This is a genomic window from Cryobacterium arcticum, assembly GCF_003185895.1.
Classification (GTDB): Bacteria; Actinomycetota; Actinomycetes; order Actinomycetales; family Microbacteriaceae; genus Cryobacterium; species Cryobacterium arcticum.
The window spans coordinates 393,032-407,482 of sequence record NZ_QHLY01000005.1; the positions used below are offsets into that span (position 1 = coordinate 393,032).

Sequence of the window (14,451 nt, forward strand, 5' to 3'; positions counted from 1 at the left end):
ACGGTGGAACTTTCTCCCTCCGACGGGGTGGTGGTCGAGGGCGGGTCGCTGGGAGTCAGCATCTCCCTCACCGCGCTGAGGCCGGCGCTGATCGAACGGGCCGAGCTCTCCCTGATTCGTAAAGTGAATTACACCTACGGGCGCGGCAACGTCTACGGCGCGGTGTTCCCCGCCCGCGAGCGCCGCACCGAGGTGATCACCACTGTGGCCCTACCCGCGCTGGGGGCGATTCCGGCCGGTACCAAGCGCGAACTCAGCGGCCGGCTGAGCATTCCCAGCGACGGCCCGGCGTCGGTGCGTGGTGACCTGATCGACGTGGGCTGGTCGGTGCGCTGTGTGCTCCACGCCGCCAACGGCCAGATCATCAAACGCGAACGCCTGATCGACGTGCAGTCCTGGGGCCGCTCGAGCGCCACTGACATCGGCCACCCGCCGGTGGGCGAGAACCTTGAGCACATGACCATGGACTTCATCGCGCTCTCCTCGCGAATCCTGGAGCCGGGCACCCCGCTCACCGGCATCCTGCGGCTGCGCGCCACCGACGAACTCGCCACCCGGGGCGTACGGGTGCAGTTGGTGCGCTGCGAAGAAGTGCTCGGCGGGCCCGACCAGGACGCCGATCTGGACGCCAGCGAGTCGGAGGGCTACCGGCATTCGGAGTCCGCGATGGCCACCGCCACCGTACGGTCAGCGGGAACCCTGACGGCCGGCACCGTGGTGGATCTGCCGTTCACCGTGCAGACGCCCGCCGGTCTGCCCGCGCCCTCGATGCTCATCGACAACCTGCACGTGCGCTGGGAGTTGCAGGCCGTGGTGGACCTGCCGTTACGCCGCAACCCGCAAATGTCCCTGGACCTCCTCGCGGTCACCGCCAGCCGACAGCCCAATGAAGGACCGCGGCAGAGCACTCTCGACACCGAGTAGAAGCCACCCGGCTGACGATTGAGAACCGGGAGTGCTGGATCGCATCCGGTTCTCCTGTTGGACAGCGGCCGGGAACCGGAGCAGCCTGAGGAAATGGAATACACACACCTCGGTCGCTCCGGCCTTTCAGTCTCGCGTCTCTGCCTGGGCACCATGAACTTCGGCCCGCAGACCGACGAGGCCACCTCGTTCGAGATCATGGATGCCGCCCAGGCGGCGGGTCTCAACTTCTTCGACACAGCGAATGTCTACGGCTCCAAGCAGGGCCGGGGCGCCACCGAGAGCATCCTGGGCCGGTACTTCGCCCAGGGTGGCGACCGCCGCGAGAACACTGTGCTGGCAACCAAGGTCTACGGTGACATGTCCCAGCGGCCCAACGACGGCAAGCTGTCGGCTCTGAACATCCGCCGCAGCCTGGACGAAAGCCTGAAGCGGCTGCAGACCGACTACATCGACCTCTTCCAGTTCCACCACGTCGACCGGAACACCCCCTGGGACGAGATCTGGCAGGCCATGGAGACCGCCGTCGCGCAGGGCAAGATCCTCTACGCCGGCAGCAGCAACTTCGCCGGCTGGCACATCGCCACCGCCCAGGCCGAGGCCCGACGCCGCAACTTCACCGGGCTGGTGAGCGAACAGTCGCTGTACAACCTGATCAAGCGCGACATCGAACGAGAGGTCATCCCGGCCGCACAGGCCAACGGGATGGGCATCATGCCCTGGTCACCGCTGGAAGGCGGCCTGCTCGGCGGTGTGCTGAAGAAGCAGAACACGAGCGGACGCCGGGTGTCGCCGGAATCCGCCGCGAAGATCGAGAAGTACCGACCGGCCCTCGAGGCCTACGAGGCCTTCTGCGCCGAACTCGGCCACGAACCGGGCGACGTGGGCCTGGCCTGGCTGATGCACCAGAGCGCCGTGACCGCGCCGATCATCGGCCCGCGCACCATGGAGCAGCTGGAGGCGGGCCTGCGTGCCGTCACCGTGAAGCTGGATCAGGCGGCGCTGGCGCGGCTCGACGAGATCTTCCCCGGTTACAAGACCGCGCCGGAAGACTACGCCTGGTGACGCCCGCACCCGGTCTGACCCTGCTCTTCATCGGTGGCAGCGGCGTGATCAGCGCCGCGGCCGCCGAGCTGGCCGTTGCCCGCGGCCACACCCTCACGGTGCTCAACCGTGGCCAGTCCACCCTGCGTGCCGTGCCCGCCGCCGCCGAAGTGCTCACCGTGGACGTGCGCGACCCGGCCGCGGTGCGCGCCGCCCTCGGCGACCGCACCTTCGACGTAGTCGTGGACTTTGTTGCGTTCACCCCGGAGCACGTGCGCGCCGACATCGCGCAGTTCGCCGGCCGCACCGGCCAGTACGTTTTCATCAGCTCCGCCTCGGCCTATCAGAAGCCGCCCGCCGCGCTGCCGGTACGCGACTCCACCCCGCTGCGGAACCCGTTCTGGCAGTACTCCCGCGACAAGATCGCCTGCGAAGACGTGCTGCTCGAGGCCTACCGTGAGCAGGGCTTCCCGGTCACGATCATCCGCCCGTCGCACACCTACGACCGCACCCAGATCGCGTTACTCGGCGGCTGGACTGACATCCACCGGATGCGCACCGGGCAGCCGGTGGTGGTGCACGGTGACGGCACTTCGCTCTGGACCCTCACGCACAGCACTGACTTCGCCAAGGCCCTGGTCGGCCTGTTCGGCCGGTCGCAGGCGGTGGGCGACAGCTTCACGATCACCTCGAACGAGTACCTGCCCTGGGATGCGATCTACGCCGAGTTCGCCCGCGCGGCCGGCGCTCCCGCACCGCAGATAGTGCACGTGGCCAGCGACGCCATGGCCGCGGAGAACCCGGACTGGAGCGGTCCGCTGCTCGGCGACCGCTCGCACTCGGTGATCTTCGACAACAGCAAGGTCGCCGCGCTGGTGCCCGACTTCGTCTGCACCACCCCGGTCGCCCTCGGCTTCCGCGAGGTGATCGACTGGTTCGATGCGCATCCGGAGCAGCAGGTGGTGGATGAGGCCGTGAACGCCACCCTCGACCGGCTCGTCGCCGCACACTCCACCCTCTGACCACCCCCTCGAACGGAGCCCCTATGAAGACCCGCCAGCTCGGCGACCGCACCGTCAGCGCCATCGGACTGGGCGGCATGCCCATGTCGATCGAGGGGCGGCCCGATGCGGCCCGCTCCATCGCCACCATCCACGCCGCCCTCGACGCGGGCGTCACCCTGATCGACACGGCGGATGCGTACCACCTGCACGCCGACGACGTCGGCCACAACGAGACGCTGATCGCCACGGCGCTGCGCTCCTGGGGTGGGGACACGTCGGCGGTGGTGGTGGCCACCAAGGGTGGGCACCTGCGACCCGGCGACGGCACCTGGTACGTGGACGGCCGGCCCGAGTACCTCAAGCAGGCCGCCGAGGCGTCGCTGAAGCGGCTCGGCGGCGACGCGATCGACCTGTACCACTACCACCGGCCCGACCCGGCGGTACCCTACGCCGACTCGATCGGCGCCATCCGCGACCTGCTCGACGCGGGCACCATCCGCCTGGCCGGCATCTCCAATGCCAACCCGGCGCAGATCCGTGAGGCGTATGACATCCTCGGTGGCCGGCTCGCCAGCGTGCAGAACCAGTACTCGCCGGCGTTCCGCAGCAGCCAGCCCGAACTCGACCTGTGCGCCGAGCTCGGCATCGCGTTCCTGTCCTGGAGCCCGCTCGGCGGCATCAAGTCGGCCGCGGACCTCGGCACCCGCTTCGCCCCGTTCCAGCGGGTGGCGGATGCGCACGGGGTGAGCCCGCAGGTTGTCACGCTGGCCTGGCACCTGGCGGCGTCTCCGTGGGTGATCCCGATTCCGGGTGCGAGCCGGCCGGAGAGCATCCGGGATTCGGCCGGGGCGGCTGAACTGACCCTGTCGGCCGAGGAACTGGCCACGCTCGACGCGGCCTGACCGAGAGCGGTGGTGGCCGGGAATTCCTGTGCGACTGCCGCGCTTATGCCCAGTACTCACCTGGATGCAGTACTCACCTGAATTTGGAGCACCAATGACCGCAATCGTTCACCTTGCCCTGCAGCTCGACCCGACCAAGCTCGACATCGTGCCGGCCCTGTTCACCGAGGTCCTCACCGCCACCCGCGCCTGGCCGGGCAACGAAGGACTCGAGGTGATCGTGGACGACGCCGATCCCGCGCACGTGATCGTGGTCGAGACGTGGGCCAGCGCGGCGGACCACGACGCCTACGCCGCCTGGCGCACCACGCCGGAGGGCGCCAGCCGTCTGGGTGAAGTGCTCGCGGCCCCGCCCGTGAAGACAGTCTTCTCCGAGCGGATCCCGCTGGCGCTCTAGGCGTTCAGGCGGCCGAGGACACGCTGACGGCCGGCGCCGCCGCCGGCACCGAGGCAGCCTGCGCGGCGGCGACGTCCTCGAGCAGCTGCTCGAGGAACGCCGACGCGGCCGGGCTGGGCTCGTCGGCGACCGCCACGGCCACCGTCCATTCGGGCACCGAGGCCGGAAGCGGCACGGCCACCAGGTCGTCGGGGCGCTTGAGCGCGAAGCTGGTGGGCACGATCGCCACTCCCAGGTTGTAGCCGACCAGTTCGAGCAGCGGATGCACGTCGTTGACCTCCATCGCCGCCCGGTACTCGAAGCCGGCGGCGGCGAACGCCCGCCGGGCGAGCATGTGCGCGCCCCAGCCGGCTTGGAAGCCGATCAGCGGTTCGGCTCGGAGCGTTTCGAGGTCCACCTCGGCCAGCCCGGCCACGGGGTGGTCGGGGTGGCAGAGCACCACCATCTTCTGGCTGCTCAGCGGGTGCAGGCGCACCCCGGGCGGGGTGTCGCCGGTCACCACGACCAGGGCCACATCGGTCGTGCCGCTGGCCACGCCCTCGATCAGCTCCACGGATCCCACCTGGCGCAGCCGCACCTCGACACCCTGGTTCGCGGTGCGGAAGCGGGCGAGCTCGGCGGGCAGGTCGACCGAGCCCAGGCACGGTTCGGCGCCGACGGTGAGGCGTCCGCGCATCAGGCCGCGCACGGCGGCGACCGCGTTCTGGGCCGCGGCGGCGCTGGCCAACGTGCGCAGCGCATCCGCCAGCAGGGCCTGGCCGGCGGCGGTGAGCTCGACCCGGCGGGTGCTGCGGATGAAGAGTGAGGTGCCGAGTTCGATCTCGAGGGCCCGGATGGAGGCGGAGAGACCCGACTGGGAGATGTGCAGCAACTCGGCTGCCCGGGTGAAGTGACGTTCGTCGGCGACCGTCACGAAGTGCTCAAGCTGACGCAGTTCCATTCAGCAACCCTACAACTCAGTCGCCTCCCGCTCAGAACCACCCCAGCTCCGCGAGCTGTGACTTAAGCACCGAAAAACGCGCCGGGGAGGTGCTTAAGTCACAGTTCGCGGGGGCTTGGGGCGGGGCTACTTGTCGAGGGGGCGCCAGATGACCATTTGGTTGGAGCGGCGAGTGCGGGTGCCGGCGCGCATCGAGATGACGTCACCGGCCAGGCCGGCCGCGAAGACGCGGCGGCCCGGACGGTTGAGCAGTTCGTCGGCCAGCGCCGATTCCAGGTCACCGACGCGACTTTCCAGCGCGCGTACGGTGTCTTCCAACGCGAGGATGCGCCGGATGCCTTCCAGGTTGACGCCCTCTGCACCCAGGTCGGCGATCTCCCGCAGCCGGGCCACGTCGCGCATCGAGTAGCGACGCGAGCGGCCCGGCGTGCGGCCGGGGCTGACGAGCCCGAGCCGGTCGTACTGCCGCAAGGTTTGCGGGTGCATCCCGGCAAGCTCTGCGGCGGTACTGATCACGAAGACCCGGGTGTTCTCATCCATGCGCTGTGGCTATCCCTTGGCCCGCTGCAACAGTTCGTCGCGCGGGTTCTCGTTGGGCAGCGCCTCGGCAAAAGCGAGCAGCTTCTCCTCGGCGTCCTTGGACAGGTGCGACGGCACCGCCACCTGAACCTCGGCGAGCAGGTCGCCGGTGCCCTTGGGGGTGACCACGCCGCGACCCTTGACCCGCAGTACCCGGCCGCTGGGCGTGCCGGGCGTGACCCGCAGCTTCACCGGGGGCCCACCCAGGGTGGGCACCTCGATGGTGGCGCCGAGGGTGGCCTCGACGAAGGTCACCGGCACGTTCACACGCAGGTTGAGCCCGTCGCGTTCGAACACCGGATGCTTGCGCACGGTGACGGTGAGCACGATGTCGCCGTTCTCGCCGCCGTCCGGGCTGGGTTGCCCCTGCCCGCGCAGCTTGATCTTCTGGCCGTCGGCGACCCCCGCGGGGATCTTCACCTTGATCGGCCGGCCCTCCTGGGTCTGCAGGGTGATCTGGTCGCCCTGCGTGGCCGTGATGAAGTCGACCGTGGTCGACGCGATCACGTCGCGCCCCCGGGTCGGCCCGCCGGCGCCGCGGAAGCCGCCGGTGGAGGTGCCGAACCGGCCACCGCCACCCTGCGCACCACGGCCGAACATTCCGCCGAGGATGTCGTCGAAGCCGGCCTGCTCGTAGGAGTAGCCTTGTTGCCGGGCTCCCCCACCGAACATGCCGCCGAAGACGTCGTCGAAGCCACCCTGCTGGCCACCCTGGCCGGGGGCGGTGAAGCGTGCCCCTCCGCCCATGGCGCGCACGGCGTCGTACTCCTTGCGCTGTTCAGGGTCGCCGATCACCGAGTGGGCCTCGCTGATCTCCTTGAACTTCGCCTCCGCTGCGGGGTTACCCGGGTTGGAGTCGGGGTGGTACTTGCGAGCCAGCTTGCGATACGCCTTCTTCAGGTCGGCGGCGGAGACGTCCTTCGAGACCCCGAGAACCTTGTAGAAGTCCTTGTCGAACCAGTCCTGGCTAGCCATCGCTCGGTACCTGCACGACGACCTTGGCTACCCGCAGCAGCGAGGATCCGAGGTAGTAGCCGGTCTCGACGACGTCGCCGACGGTTTCCACGTCGACATCAGGAGTGGGCAGCTGGAAGATGGCCTCGTGCACGGTGGGGTCGAACACGTCGCCCACCGAGCCGTACGGCTTGAGGCCGATGCGCTCGGTGCTGGCGCGCAGCTTCGCCGCGATGGTCGCGAAGGCTGAGTCGCCCTCGAGGTCACCGTGCTTCTCGGCCCGGTACAGGTCGTCGAGTACCGGCAGCAGCACCTTGACGACCTCGCCGGTGACGCGCTCGCGCTCGATCTCCCGGTTGGCCTCGGTGCGCTTGCGGTAGTTCGCGTACTCGGCGGTGACCCGCTTGAGGTCGGCGAGGTGCTCGCTCGAGGGGTCGTTGGCTTCGAGGTTGGCCGCGTCCAGGATGTCCTGCACGGTCAGCTCGTCTTCTTCGATGCCCTCAGCGGATGCGGCGTCGTCGGTGTCGGGCGTCTCGCCCTGGCGCACCTCTGAAGCCTCGGTCGCATCGACCGCCGCGGCCAGTTCGGCCTCGGCGTCGGTCCCGGAGCCGGGCCCGCCCGCCGCGGGGGCGCCCGATTCGGGCGCTCCCGCAGCAGCGAACTCGTCTTCAGGACGGAAATCGCCCGGACGGTTGGAGTCGCTCATTACTTCTTCGCTTCGTCCTCGTCGTCGACAACCTCGGCGTCGACAACGTCTTCATCCGACTTGGTGTCGTCGGCCGGTGCGGTGGTCTCGGGCTCGCCGGCCGCGGCATCCGCCTGGCTGGAGGCGTAGATGGCCTCGCCGAGCTTGCCCTGGCTCTCGTTCAGCTTGTCGAACGCGGTCTTGACCGCGTCGTCGTCGTCGCCGGCGAGAGCGGACTTCAGAGCGTCGACATCACCCTGCACCTCGGACTTGACGTCCTCGGGCAGCTTCTCGTCGTTCTCCTTGATCAGCTTCTCGATCGAGTAGGCGAGCTGCTCGGCCGTGTTGCGGGTCTCGGCGGCTTCGCGGCGACGCTTGTCTTCAGCGGCGTGCTCTTCGCCCTCGCGAACCATGCGCTCGATGTCTTCCTTGCCCAGCGCGGTGCCGCCGGTGATGGTCATCGACTGCTCCTTGCCGGTGCCCTTGTCCTTGGCGGACACGTGCACGATGCCGTTGGCGTCGAGGTCGAAGGTGACCTCAACCTGCGGGATGCCGCGCGGAGCCGGCGCAATGCCGGTGAGCTCGAAGGTGCCGAGGTTCTTGTTGTCGCGGGTGAACTCACGCTCGCCCTGGAAGACCTGGATGGCCACGGACGGCTGGTTGTCGTCGGCCGTGGTGAAGGTCTCGCTGCGCTTGGTGGGAATGGCGGTGTTGCGCTCGATGAGGCGCGTCATGATGCCGCCCTTGGTCTCGATGCCGAGGCTCAGCGGGGTGACGTCGATGAGCAGAACGTCCTTGCGCTCGCCCTTCAGCACGCCGGCCTGCAGCGCGGCGCCCACGGCGACGACCTCGTCGGGGTTGACACCCTTGTTCGGGTCCTTGCCACCGGTCTCGGCCTTGACGAGCTCGTACACGGCGGGCATACGGGTGGAGCCACCGACGAGCACAACGTGCGCGATGTCTTCGACCTTGACGCCGGCTTCACGGATGACGTCCTGGAACGGCTTCTTCGTGCGGTCGAGCAGGTCCTCGGTCATCTTCTCGAACTGGGCGCGGGTGAGCGTCTCGTCGAGGTTGGCCGGGCCGTTCTCCGTGAGGGAGAGGTACGGCAGCTGGATGCTGGTGGACATGCTCGAAGAGAGTTCCTTCTTGGCCTGCTCCGCGGCTTCCTTGAGGCGCTGCTTGGCGATCTTGTCCTTGGAGACGTCGACGCCGGTGGAGTCCTTGAACCGCTTGATCAGGTGATCAACGATGCGCTGGTCCCAGTCGTCGCCGCCGAGGCGGTTGTCGCCGGCGGTGGAGCGTACCTGGATGGTGGAGAAGTCGTCGTCCTTGCCCACTTCGAGCAGGGACACGTCGAAGGTTCCGCCACCGAGGTCGAAGACCAGGATGAGCTCGTCTTCCTTGCCACGGTCGAGGCCGTAGGCGAGGGCGGCCGCGGTGGGCTCGTTGATGATGCGCAGCACGTTGAGGCCGGCGATCTCGCCGGCTTCCTTGGTGGCCTGGCGCTCGGCGTCGTTGAAGTACGCGGGAACGGTGATGACGGCATCCGTCACCTTGTCGCCCAGGTACTGCTCGGCGTCGCGCTTGAGCTTGGCCAGGATGCGGGCGGAGATCTCCTGCGGGGTGTACTTCTTGTCGTCGATGGCGACTGTCCAGTCGGTGCCGACGTGGCGCTTGACCGACGAGATGGTGCGGTCCACGTTGGTGACGGCCTGACGCTTGGCGGTCTCGCCGACGAGTACTTCGCCGTCCTTGGTGAATGCCACGACGGAAGGCGTGGTGCGGAAGCCTTCAGCGTTTGCGATGACGGTGGGTTCTCCACCCTCGAGAACGGCCACCACCGAGTTGGTGGTTCCGAGGTCAATGCCGACTGCACGAGCCATGTGAGAGTATCTCCTTCAAAAGATGGGGTTCAAGGCGTATTTCTAAGACTTGAGTGTTGCTGACTCAAGTGTGGCACCGCCCGAAATCCTAAGTCAAGCTGGGGTCGCCAAAGTTGAGTCGAACACGCTCAACTCTCAGCATTCTCACAAAAAAGACCCGCGCCCGCCGCCGAATCGGCGGGGGCGCAGGTCAGGCGTTGCGGATGCGCGGGCTACGAGCGCGAGATCGCCAGCGTGACGTGCGTGGGCGTGGAGGAGTAGTGGGTGAAGCCCAACCGCCGGGCGAGGGCGACCGAGCGTTCGTTGCGGCGGTCGATGACGGCCGTCACCGTGGTGGCGGCGAGGTCGTCGAGGGCGAACCGCACCATGGCGGCGGCGGCCTCGGTGGCGTAGCCGTTGCCGCTGTGCTCGGGGTTCAACACCCAGCCCACCTCGGCGCTGCGCTGCTCAGCCTCGACGGTGCGCAGGTGCAGCGAGACGTCGCCGATCAGGGCGCCGTCGTGCTCGACGGCGAGCGCCAGGAAGTCGTCGGCCTGCCAGAGGCGGGTCTTGCGGGTGCGGTCGCGCAGGTGCTTGAGCGACTCGTCGCGGTTGCGCAGCTCCCAGTCGATGTACTTGACGGTGCGCGGGTCGGACTGCAGGGCGAACCATTCGGCGGCGTCGTTCAGCCGGTGCGGGCGCAGGGTGAGCCGGTCGGTGTCGATGCGGGGCGCATCCACCGGACTCGGCAGCCGGGCGCCGCGCAGCAGGCGGGGCCGGTGCAGTCCGGGCACAGCGTGGGCGACCCGGCGCAGGAGCGCGCCCAGGCCGAACTCGGTGCCCCGGAGCGTCTCCCGGGGGATAACGAGTCGTTCGATGTGCGTCATGGACGCGAGAGTAATCGGCCCCCCAATGGGTGTGGCCTGCAAAAATTTGAATCGTCTATGAATCGACTCGACCGCCGCTGCCGGGGTTGACAGCGCTGGGACAATAACGTGTGCCACCCTCCCTGACCCCCGACCCGATCGCGGATTCCGTGCGCCGCCGGGCGGTGCTGGCGAAGCTGCCGCGCATCCACCGTTTGGACGGAACGGCGATTCGGGTTCTGCTGGTGGACGACGAGGACACCCTGACCAACCTGGTGAGCCTGGCGCTGAGCTACGAGGGCTGGGTGGTCGACGTGGCCCACAACGGGCAGGACGCCCTGCGGGCCTACCGCGACAACCGGCCGGACGTGATCATTCTCGATATCATGCTGCCCGACACCGACGGGCTGAGTGTGCTGCGCAACCTGCGCGCCAACGGGTCGAGCACCCCTACGCTGTTCCTCACCGCCAGGGACTCGGTGGACGACCGCATCGTGGGCCTGACCGCCGGCGGCGACGACTACATGACCAAACCGTTCAGCCTGGAGGAGCTCGTGGCCCGGCTGCGGGGGCTGCTGCGCCGCACGGTGCAGGCGGTGTCGGAGGAGAAGGCGGCGCTCGTTGTGGGCAACCTGGTGATGGACGAGACCAGTTACCAGGTGCGTCGCGGAGACGACGACGTCATGCTCACCACCACCGAGTTCGACCTGCTGCGTTATTTCATGCGCAACCCGCTGCGGGTGCTCAGCCGGGCCCAGATTCTCGACGAGGTCTGGAACTACGATTTCGCCGGCAAGGCCAGCATCGTGGACCTGTACGTGTCGTACTTGCGTAAGAAGATCGACGCCGACCGGCCCCCGATGCTGCACACCGTGCGCGGCGTCGGCTACATGCTGCGGCCGGCCGAGTGAGCGCCGTGCCAGTGGCGTCGGCTGAAAGCCGGCGCGGCGGTGCCCCGTGGACACTGCGACGCCGACTCGTGGTGGGCATCGCGGGTGTTGTCGCCGCGGTGCTGCTGTTCATGGGCATCCTGAGCATCGTCACCCTCAGCGCCTCCACGAACACCGTGGCCGACACCCAGCTGACCGCGTCGATGTCGGCGCTCAGCCGGTCGGTCGACAAGTTCGGCGGGGCTCCGGATGCCGACTCCAGCGGCCGCGGCAGCAGCGGCCACGACAAACCTCTGGTCGATTTCGTGGGGCACGGGCGCGGCACGGTGATCGCCATCGTCGCCGACGGAGCGGTGATCGACTCCGCCCTGTTCTCCGACACCGGCGCGGTGGTGCCCGCCGACGACGCGCTCGCGGCGATCGAGGCGGCCGTGGCCGATCCCGAGACCGCCGGCGAGAACCGCACCCTCGACCTGGGCGAGCTGGGCAGCTACCGCATCGAGACCGAGGTGAACGACGGCGAGGTGCTCGTGGCCGGGGTGCCGCTGGGGGCCGCCGAGATGGCGCTTACCCGACAGGGCCTGGCCATCGGCATCCTCACCGTGCTCGCGCTGCTGGTGACCGTGGCCGGCACCATCGTGGTGGTGCGCCTGGCCCTGCGCCCGCTGGCCCGCGTGGTCGATACCGCCGTCGCCGTTACCTCGCTGCCGCTCGACGTGGGTGACCACGGCATCTCCACCCGGGTCGCGGCCGCCGACACCGACCCCGGCACCGAGATCGGCAAGGTGGGCGAGGCGCTCAACCAGCTGCTCGAACACGTCGACACCGCCCTCACCGTGCGGGCGGCGACCGACCGGCGCATGCGCCGCTTCGTCACGGATGCCAGCCACGAGCTGCGCACCCCGCTGGCCGCGATCCAGGGTTACGCCGAGTTGACCAGGCAGGACAGCGCGGAGTTGCCGGAGATCACCGAGTACTCGCTCGCGCGCATCGAATCCGAGGCCCGCCGGATGAGTTCGCTGGTGAGCGACCTGCTGCTGCTCGCCCGCCTCGACGAGGGCCAGGACCTGCAGGTGGAAGACGTGGACCTGGCCGACCTGCTGTTGAACGCCGTGAACGACGCCCGCGCGTCGGCGCCGGACCACACCTGGATCGCGGAGGTGCCGGAGTCGACGGTGCTCGTGCCCGGCGACCAGGAACGGCTGCACCAGCTGGTGGCGAACCTGCTCTCCAACGCCCGGGTGCACACCCCGGCGGGAAGCACCGTGACCGCTCGGCTGCGCACAGGCGGGCCCGGCATGCCGGTGCAGCTCACCGTGCAGGATGACGGGCCCGGTATCGACGAGGAGCTGCGTCCGGTGATCTTCGAACGGTTCGCCCGCGGCGACGCGTCCCGCGCGCAGGGCACCCCCGGCACCCGCAGCACCGGCCTGGGCCTGGCCATCGCCCTCTCCATAGCCGAGGCGCACACCGGCACCATCGGTGTGCAGTCCTCGCCCGCCGGCACCACCTTCACGGTGACCCTGCCCGGCGCGCCCACCGCGCGCGGCCCGCGAACCGTGAGCTAAGCCCCAAAAACTCCCGGTTTTTCGGGCTTTTCTCTCAGCTCGCGTAACCTGTGGGCATGCCCCGGCTCGTTGTGGTTCTCCCGCTGACGCCGCTCACGGTGGGCTCCAGTTTCGCCGTGGCCGACTGGCCGCTGCACATCACCGTGCTGCCGCCCTTCCTCACGGATGCCGCCCCGGCCGACATCGCGACGGCCATCGAGACCGCCGTGCGCGCCCAACCACCCCTCACGGTGCGGGCCGGGGAGGACGCGCTGTTCGGCCGCCGGCACAACGTGCCGGTCACGCTGATCGAGCCCGACGACGACCTCACCCGGCTGCACCACGCCCTGGTGGCGGTTATCCGCCCGTTCGCCGCCGAGCCCGACGAACCTGCGTTCACCGGCGACGACTTTCGGGCGCACGTGACCGTGAAACCGCCCGCCCGGGTGCACCCCGGCGATGTTCTACAGCTCAGCCAGATCGCCCTGGTCGACATGCTGCCCCGCATCCATGCCGCGGGCCGCACCGTGCTGGCCGCCTCCCCCCTCGTCTCCCGCCGGGACCGCTGACGGTCGGGGTCCGGCGCCTATGGTGAGCGCCCGCTACCTGAGCTTCGCGGGCGAGGCGCCGCTGCGCGGGTGGCGCGCCACGCGCGAATCGGCGCGGATCCCGCGCACCTCGATGGGCGCTCGTGGCGGACGCCCTCGCACCCCGCGCACCCGCACCCGCACCCGCGCCCGTGGCGGACGCCCTCGCACCCCCGCACGCTGTGAACGCCGTAAGGGCCGCACGTCCCGCACACAGGGGCGACGCAGGTGACCCTCCTACGGTGAACGCATGAACCTGCTCCTGCGATTCACCCACCGCGCGACTGCCTTCTTCGGCGAGATCGCCCAGCTCGTGATCGAGTGGATGGGCGGCGGCAACGGTGACCCCGACCGACTGCGAGCGGCGAACTCCCGCCGGGCCCGTTCCAGCTCGTCCCGGTCGGCACGGAGCGCGACTCGTCGCAGACCCCGCAAGCGCTGACCCGGGCGGAGGAGCGCAGCGCCTGAGCGGCGGGCGAATGAGGGTGTCGGCGCAGCACGGCGATGCCGGGCGATGCCGGGGGATGCCGCGGGGATGCGACGCGCGGGTCGGGCGCCGCTGCGCCGGTGGCGCGCCACGCGCGAATCGGCGCGTGGCCCGCGAATCGTTGCGTGGCCCGCGAATCGTTGCCTCATCCCCGATGACACCGTCGAGGTGCCTTGGCCGGCTACACGCCGACTCGCAGGGGGCTATCCGCCGCCCCGACGCCTCATCCGCTGCGGGAATTGCCCTCGCTCACCCGGTAATTTAGGGGGATGGAAATTCGGGAAGCACGTGAGAGCGACTGGGCGCAGATCTGGCCGTTCTTGCGGGATGTGGTGGCCGCCGGCGAAACCTACTGCTGGCCCCGGGACACCTCCGAAGCCGACGCCAGGGCCTGGTGGACAGGCAAGCCGGGCGGGCGGGTGTTCGTTGCGGATGACGATGGCCGGGTGCTCGGTACCGCCGAACTGCATCCCAACCAGCCAGCCGCCGGCGGGCACGTCTGCAATGCCGGGTTCATGGTGGCCGCGCACGCCGCCGGCCGCGGCATCGGCCGTGCCCTGGCGGAGCACGTGATCGCGCAGGCCGGCTACGCGGGCTACCGGGCCATGCAGTTCAATGCCGTGGTGGAGACCAACCACAACGCCGTGAGCCTGTGGCAGTCGCTGGGGTTCCGCATCCTCGCCACCGTACCGGCCGCCTTCCGGCACCCCGTGCACGGGTTCGTCGGCCTGCACGTGATGTACCAGTCGCTGGAACCCGAGGCCCCAGCGCAGTGAAGCC

Annotated in this window: 16 protein-coding genes; 10 read left to right on the forward strand and 6 right to left on the reverse strand. The window is 69.3% G+C overall.

The features are described from left to right. Positions 1 to 3 precede the first annotated feature (3 nt). The 5 genes from CTB96_RS03405 to CTB96_RS03425 all read left to right on the forward strand — a co-directional run bounded on the left by CTB96_RS03405 (position 4) and on the right by CTB96_RS03425 (position 4,271). Entirely contained in the window at positions 4 to 924 is a 921-nt protein-coding gene (locus CTB96_RS03405) for a vacuolar protein sorting-associated family 26 protein (RefSeq protein WP_146215742.1), read from the forward strand. Between the two features lie 93 nt (positions 925 to 1,017). Beyond that, positions 1,018 to 1,989 carry an aldo/keto reductase gene (locus tag CTB96_RS03410; RefSeq protein ID WP_110125499.1) on the forward strand — a complete coding sequence of 324 codons (972 nt, stop codon included), beginning with the start codon at positions 1,018 to 1,020 and terminating at the stop codon, positions 1,987 to 1,989. Continuing rightward, the gene (locus tag CTB96_RS03415; protein WP_219993219.1) at positions 1,983 to 2,990 is read left to right on the forward strand and encodes an NAD-dependent epimerase/dehydratase family protein; all 1,008 of its coding nucleotides are present in this window, start codon (positions 1,983 to 1,985) and stop codon (positions 2,988 to 2,990) included. Before CTB96_RS03410 ends, CTB96_RS03415 begins: the two co-directional genes overlap by 7 nt. Before the next feature lie 23 nt (positions 2,991 to 3,013). Then, positions 3,014 to 3,874, forward strand: coding sequence for an aldo/keto reductase (locus CTB96_RS03420; RefSeq protein WP_110125500.1), 861 nt, complete (start codon positions 3,014 to 3,016; stop codon positions 3,872 to 3,874). Positions 3,875 to 3,968: 94 nt separating this feature from the next. After that, the gene (locus CTB96_RS03425) at positions 3,969 to 4,271 is read left to right on the forward strand and encodes a putative quinol monooxygenase (protein ID WP_110125501.1); all 303 of its coding nucleotides are present in this window, start codon (positions 3,969 to 3,971) and stop codon (positions 4,269 to 4,271) included. A 4-nt stretch (positions 4,272 to 4,275) separates the two neighbouring features. Here CTB96_RS03425 and CTB96_RS03430 read toward each other — a convergent pair whose 3' ends face one another. The 6 genes from CTB96_RS03430 to CTB96_RS03455 all read right to left on the reverse strand — a co-directional run bounded on the left by CTB96_RS03430 (position 4,276) and on the right by CTB96_RS03455 (position 10,181). After that, positions 4,276 to 5,211 carry a LysR family transcriptional regulator gene (locus tag CTB96_RS03430; protein ID WP_110125502.1) on the reverse strand — a complete coding sequence of 312 codons (936 nt, stop codon included), beginning with the start codon at positions 5,209 to 5,211 and terminating at the stop codon, positions 4,276 to 4,278. A 126-nt stretch (positions 5,212 to 5,337) separates the two neighbouring features. Further along, a complete protein-coding gene (locus CTB96_RS03435; protein ID WP_110125503.1) occupies positions 5,338 to 5,751 on the reverse strand; it encodes a heat shock protein transcriptional repressor HspR in 414 nt (137 codons plus the stop codon). A 9-nt stretch (positions 5,752 to 5,760) separates the two neighbouring features. Further along, positions 5,761 to 6,765 (reverse strand): DnaJ C-terminal domain-containing protein, encoded by a 1,005-nt coding sequence (locus CTB96_RS03440; protein ID WP_110125504.1) that lies wholly within the window; start codon positions 6,763 to 6,765, stop codon positions 5,761 to 5,763. Next, a complete protein-coding gene (locus CTB96_RS03445) occupies positions 6,758 to 7,450 on the reverse strand; it encodes a nucleotide exchange factor GrpE (protein WP_110125505.1) in 693 nt (230 codons plus the stop codon). Before CTB96_RS03445 ends, CTB96_RS03440 begins: the two co-directional genes overlap by 8 nt. Continuing rightward, on the reverse strand, positions 7,450 to 9,315 hold the full coding sequence (dnaK, locus tag CTB96_RS03450) for a molecular chaperone DnaK (RefSeq protein ID WP_110125506.1): 1,866 nt from the start codon (positions 9,313 to 9,315) through the stop codon (positions 7,450 to 7,452). The genes CTB96_RS03445 and dnaK overlap by 1 nt, the downstream gene beginning before the upstream one ends. Before the next feature lie 212 nt (positions 9,316 to 9,527). Next, positions 9,528 to 10,181: a GNAT family N-acetyltransferase gene (locus CTB96_RS03455; RefSeq protein WP_248283190.1), complete on the reverse strand. Its 654-nt coding sequence runs from the start codon at positions 10,179 to 10,181 to the stop codon at positions 9,528 to 9,530. A 149-nt stretch (positions 10,182 to 10,330) separates the two neighbouring features. Between CTB96_RS03455 and CTB96_RS03460 the strand changes: the two genes are divergently transcribed. The 5 genes from CTB96_RS03460 (at position 10,331) to CTB96_RS03480 (ending at position 14,447) form a co-directional block, all read left to right on the forward strand. Then, positions 10,331 to 11,071 (forward strand): response regulator transcription factor, encoded by a 741-nt coding sequence (locus CTB96_RS03460; protein ID WP_486601443.1) that lies wholly within the window; start codon positions 10,331 to 10,333, stop codon positions 11,069 to 11,071. Continuing rightward, the gene (locus CTB96_RS03465; RefSeq protein WP_219993203.1) at positions 11,068 to 12,618 is read left to right on the forward strand and encodes a sensor histidine kinase; all 1,551 of its coding nucleotides are present in this window, start codon (positions 11,068 to 11,070) and stop codon (positions 12,616 to 12,618) included. The genes CTB96_RS03460 and CTB96_RS03465 overlap by 4 nt, the downstream gene beginning before the upstream one ends. Before the next feature lie 56 nt (positions 12,619 to 12,674). Beyond that, the gene (locus tag CTB96_RS03470) at positions 12,675 to 13,166 is read left to right on the forward strand and encodes a 2'-5' RNA ligase family protein (protein WP_146215743.1); all 492 of its coding nucleotides are present in this window, start codon (positions 12,675 to 12,677) and stop codon (positions 13,164 to 13,166) included. A 268-nt stretch (positions 13,167 to 13,434) separates the two neighbouring features. Further along, the gene (locus CTB96_RS03475; RefSeq protein WP_110125508.1) at positions 13,435 to 13,626 is read left to right on the forward strand and encodes a hypothetical protein; all 192 of its coding nucleotides are present in this window, start codon (positions 13,435 to 13,437) and stop codon (positions 13,624 to 13,626) included. Positions 13,627 to 13,940: 314 nt separating this feature from the next. Continuing rightward, positions 13,941 to 14,447, forward strand: coding sequence for a GNAT family N-acetyltransferase (locus tag CTB96_RS03480; protein WP_110125509.1), 507 nt, complete (start codon positions 13,941 to 13,943; stop codon positions 14,445 to 14,447). Positions 14,448 to 14,451 lie beyond the last annotated feature (4 nt).

Excerpts from the sequence above, each read along its gene's own strand:
- CTB96_RS03425 (WP_110125501.1), top strand. The coding sequence starts at position 3,969 with ATGACCGCAATCGTTCACCTTGCCCTGCAGCTCGACCCGACCAAGCTC.
- CTB96_RS03430 (WP_110125502.1), bottom strand. The coding sequence starts at position 5,211 with ATGGAACTGCGTCAGCTTGAGCACTTCGTGACGGTCGCCGACGAACGT.
- CTB96_RS03475 (WP_110125508.1), top strand. The coding sequence starts at position 13,435 with ATGAACCTGCTCCTGCGATTCACCCACCGCGCGACTGCCTTCTTCGGC.
- dnaK (WP_110125506.1), bottom strand. The coding sequence starts at position 9,315 with ATGGCTCGTGCAGTCGGCATTGACCTCGGAACCACCAACTCGGTGGTG.
- CTB96_RS03410 (WP_110125499.1), top strand. The coding sequence starts at position 1,018 with ATGGAATACACACACCTCGGTCGCTCCGGCCTTTCAGTCTCGCGTCTC.
- CTB96_RS03445 (WP_110125505.1), bottom strand. The coding sequence starts at position 7,450 with ATGAGCGACTCCAACCGTCCGGGCGATTTCCGTCCTGAAGACGAGTTC.
- CTB96_RS03470 (WP_146215743.1), top strand. The coding sequence starts at position 12,675 with ATGCCCCGGCTCGTTGTGGTTCTCCCGCTGACGCCGCTCACGGTGGGC.
- CTB96_RS03440 (WP_110125504.1), bottom strand. The coding sequence starts at position 6,765 with ATGGCTAGCCAGGACTGGTTCGACAAGGACTTCTACAAGGTTCTCGGG.
- CTB96_RS03435 (WP_110125503.1), bottom strand. The coding sequence starts at position 5,751 with ATGGATGAGAACACCCGGGTCTTCGTGATCAGTACCGCCGCAGAGCTT.
- CTB96_RS03455 (WP_248283190.1), bottom strand. The coding sequence starts at position 10,181 with ATGACGCACATCGAACGACTCGTTATCCCCCGGGAGACGCTCCGGGGC.
- CTB96_RS03480 (WP_110125509.1), top strand. The coding sequence starts at position 13,941 with ATGGAAATTCGGGAAGCACGTGAGAGCGACTGGGCGCAGATCTGGCCG.
- CTB96_RS03420 (WP_110125500.1), top strand. The coding sequence starts at position 3,014 with ATGAAGACCCGCCAGCTCGGCGACCGCACCGTCAGCGCCATCGGACTG.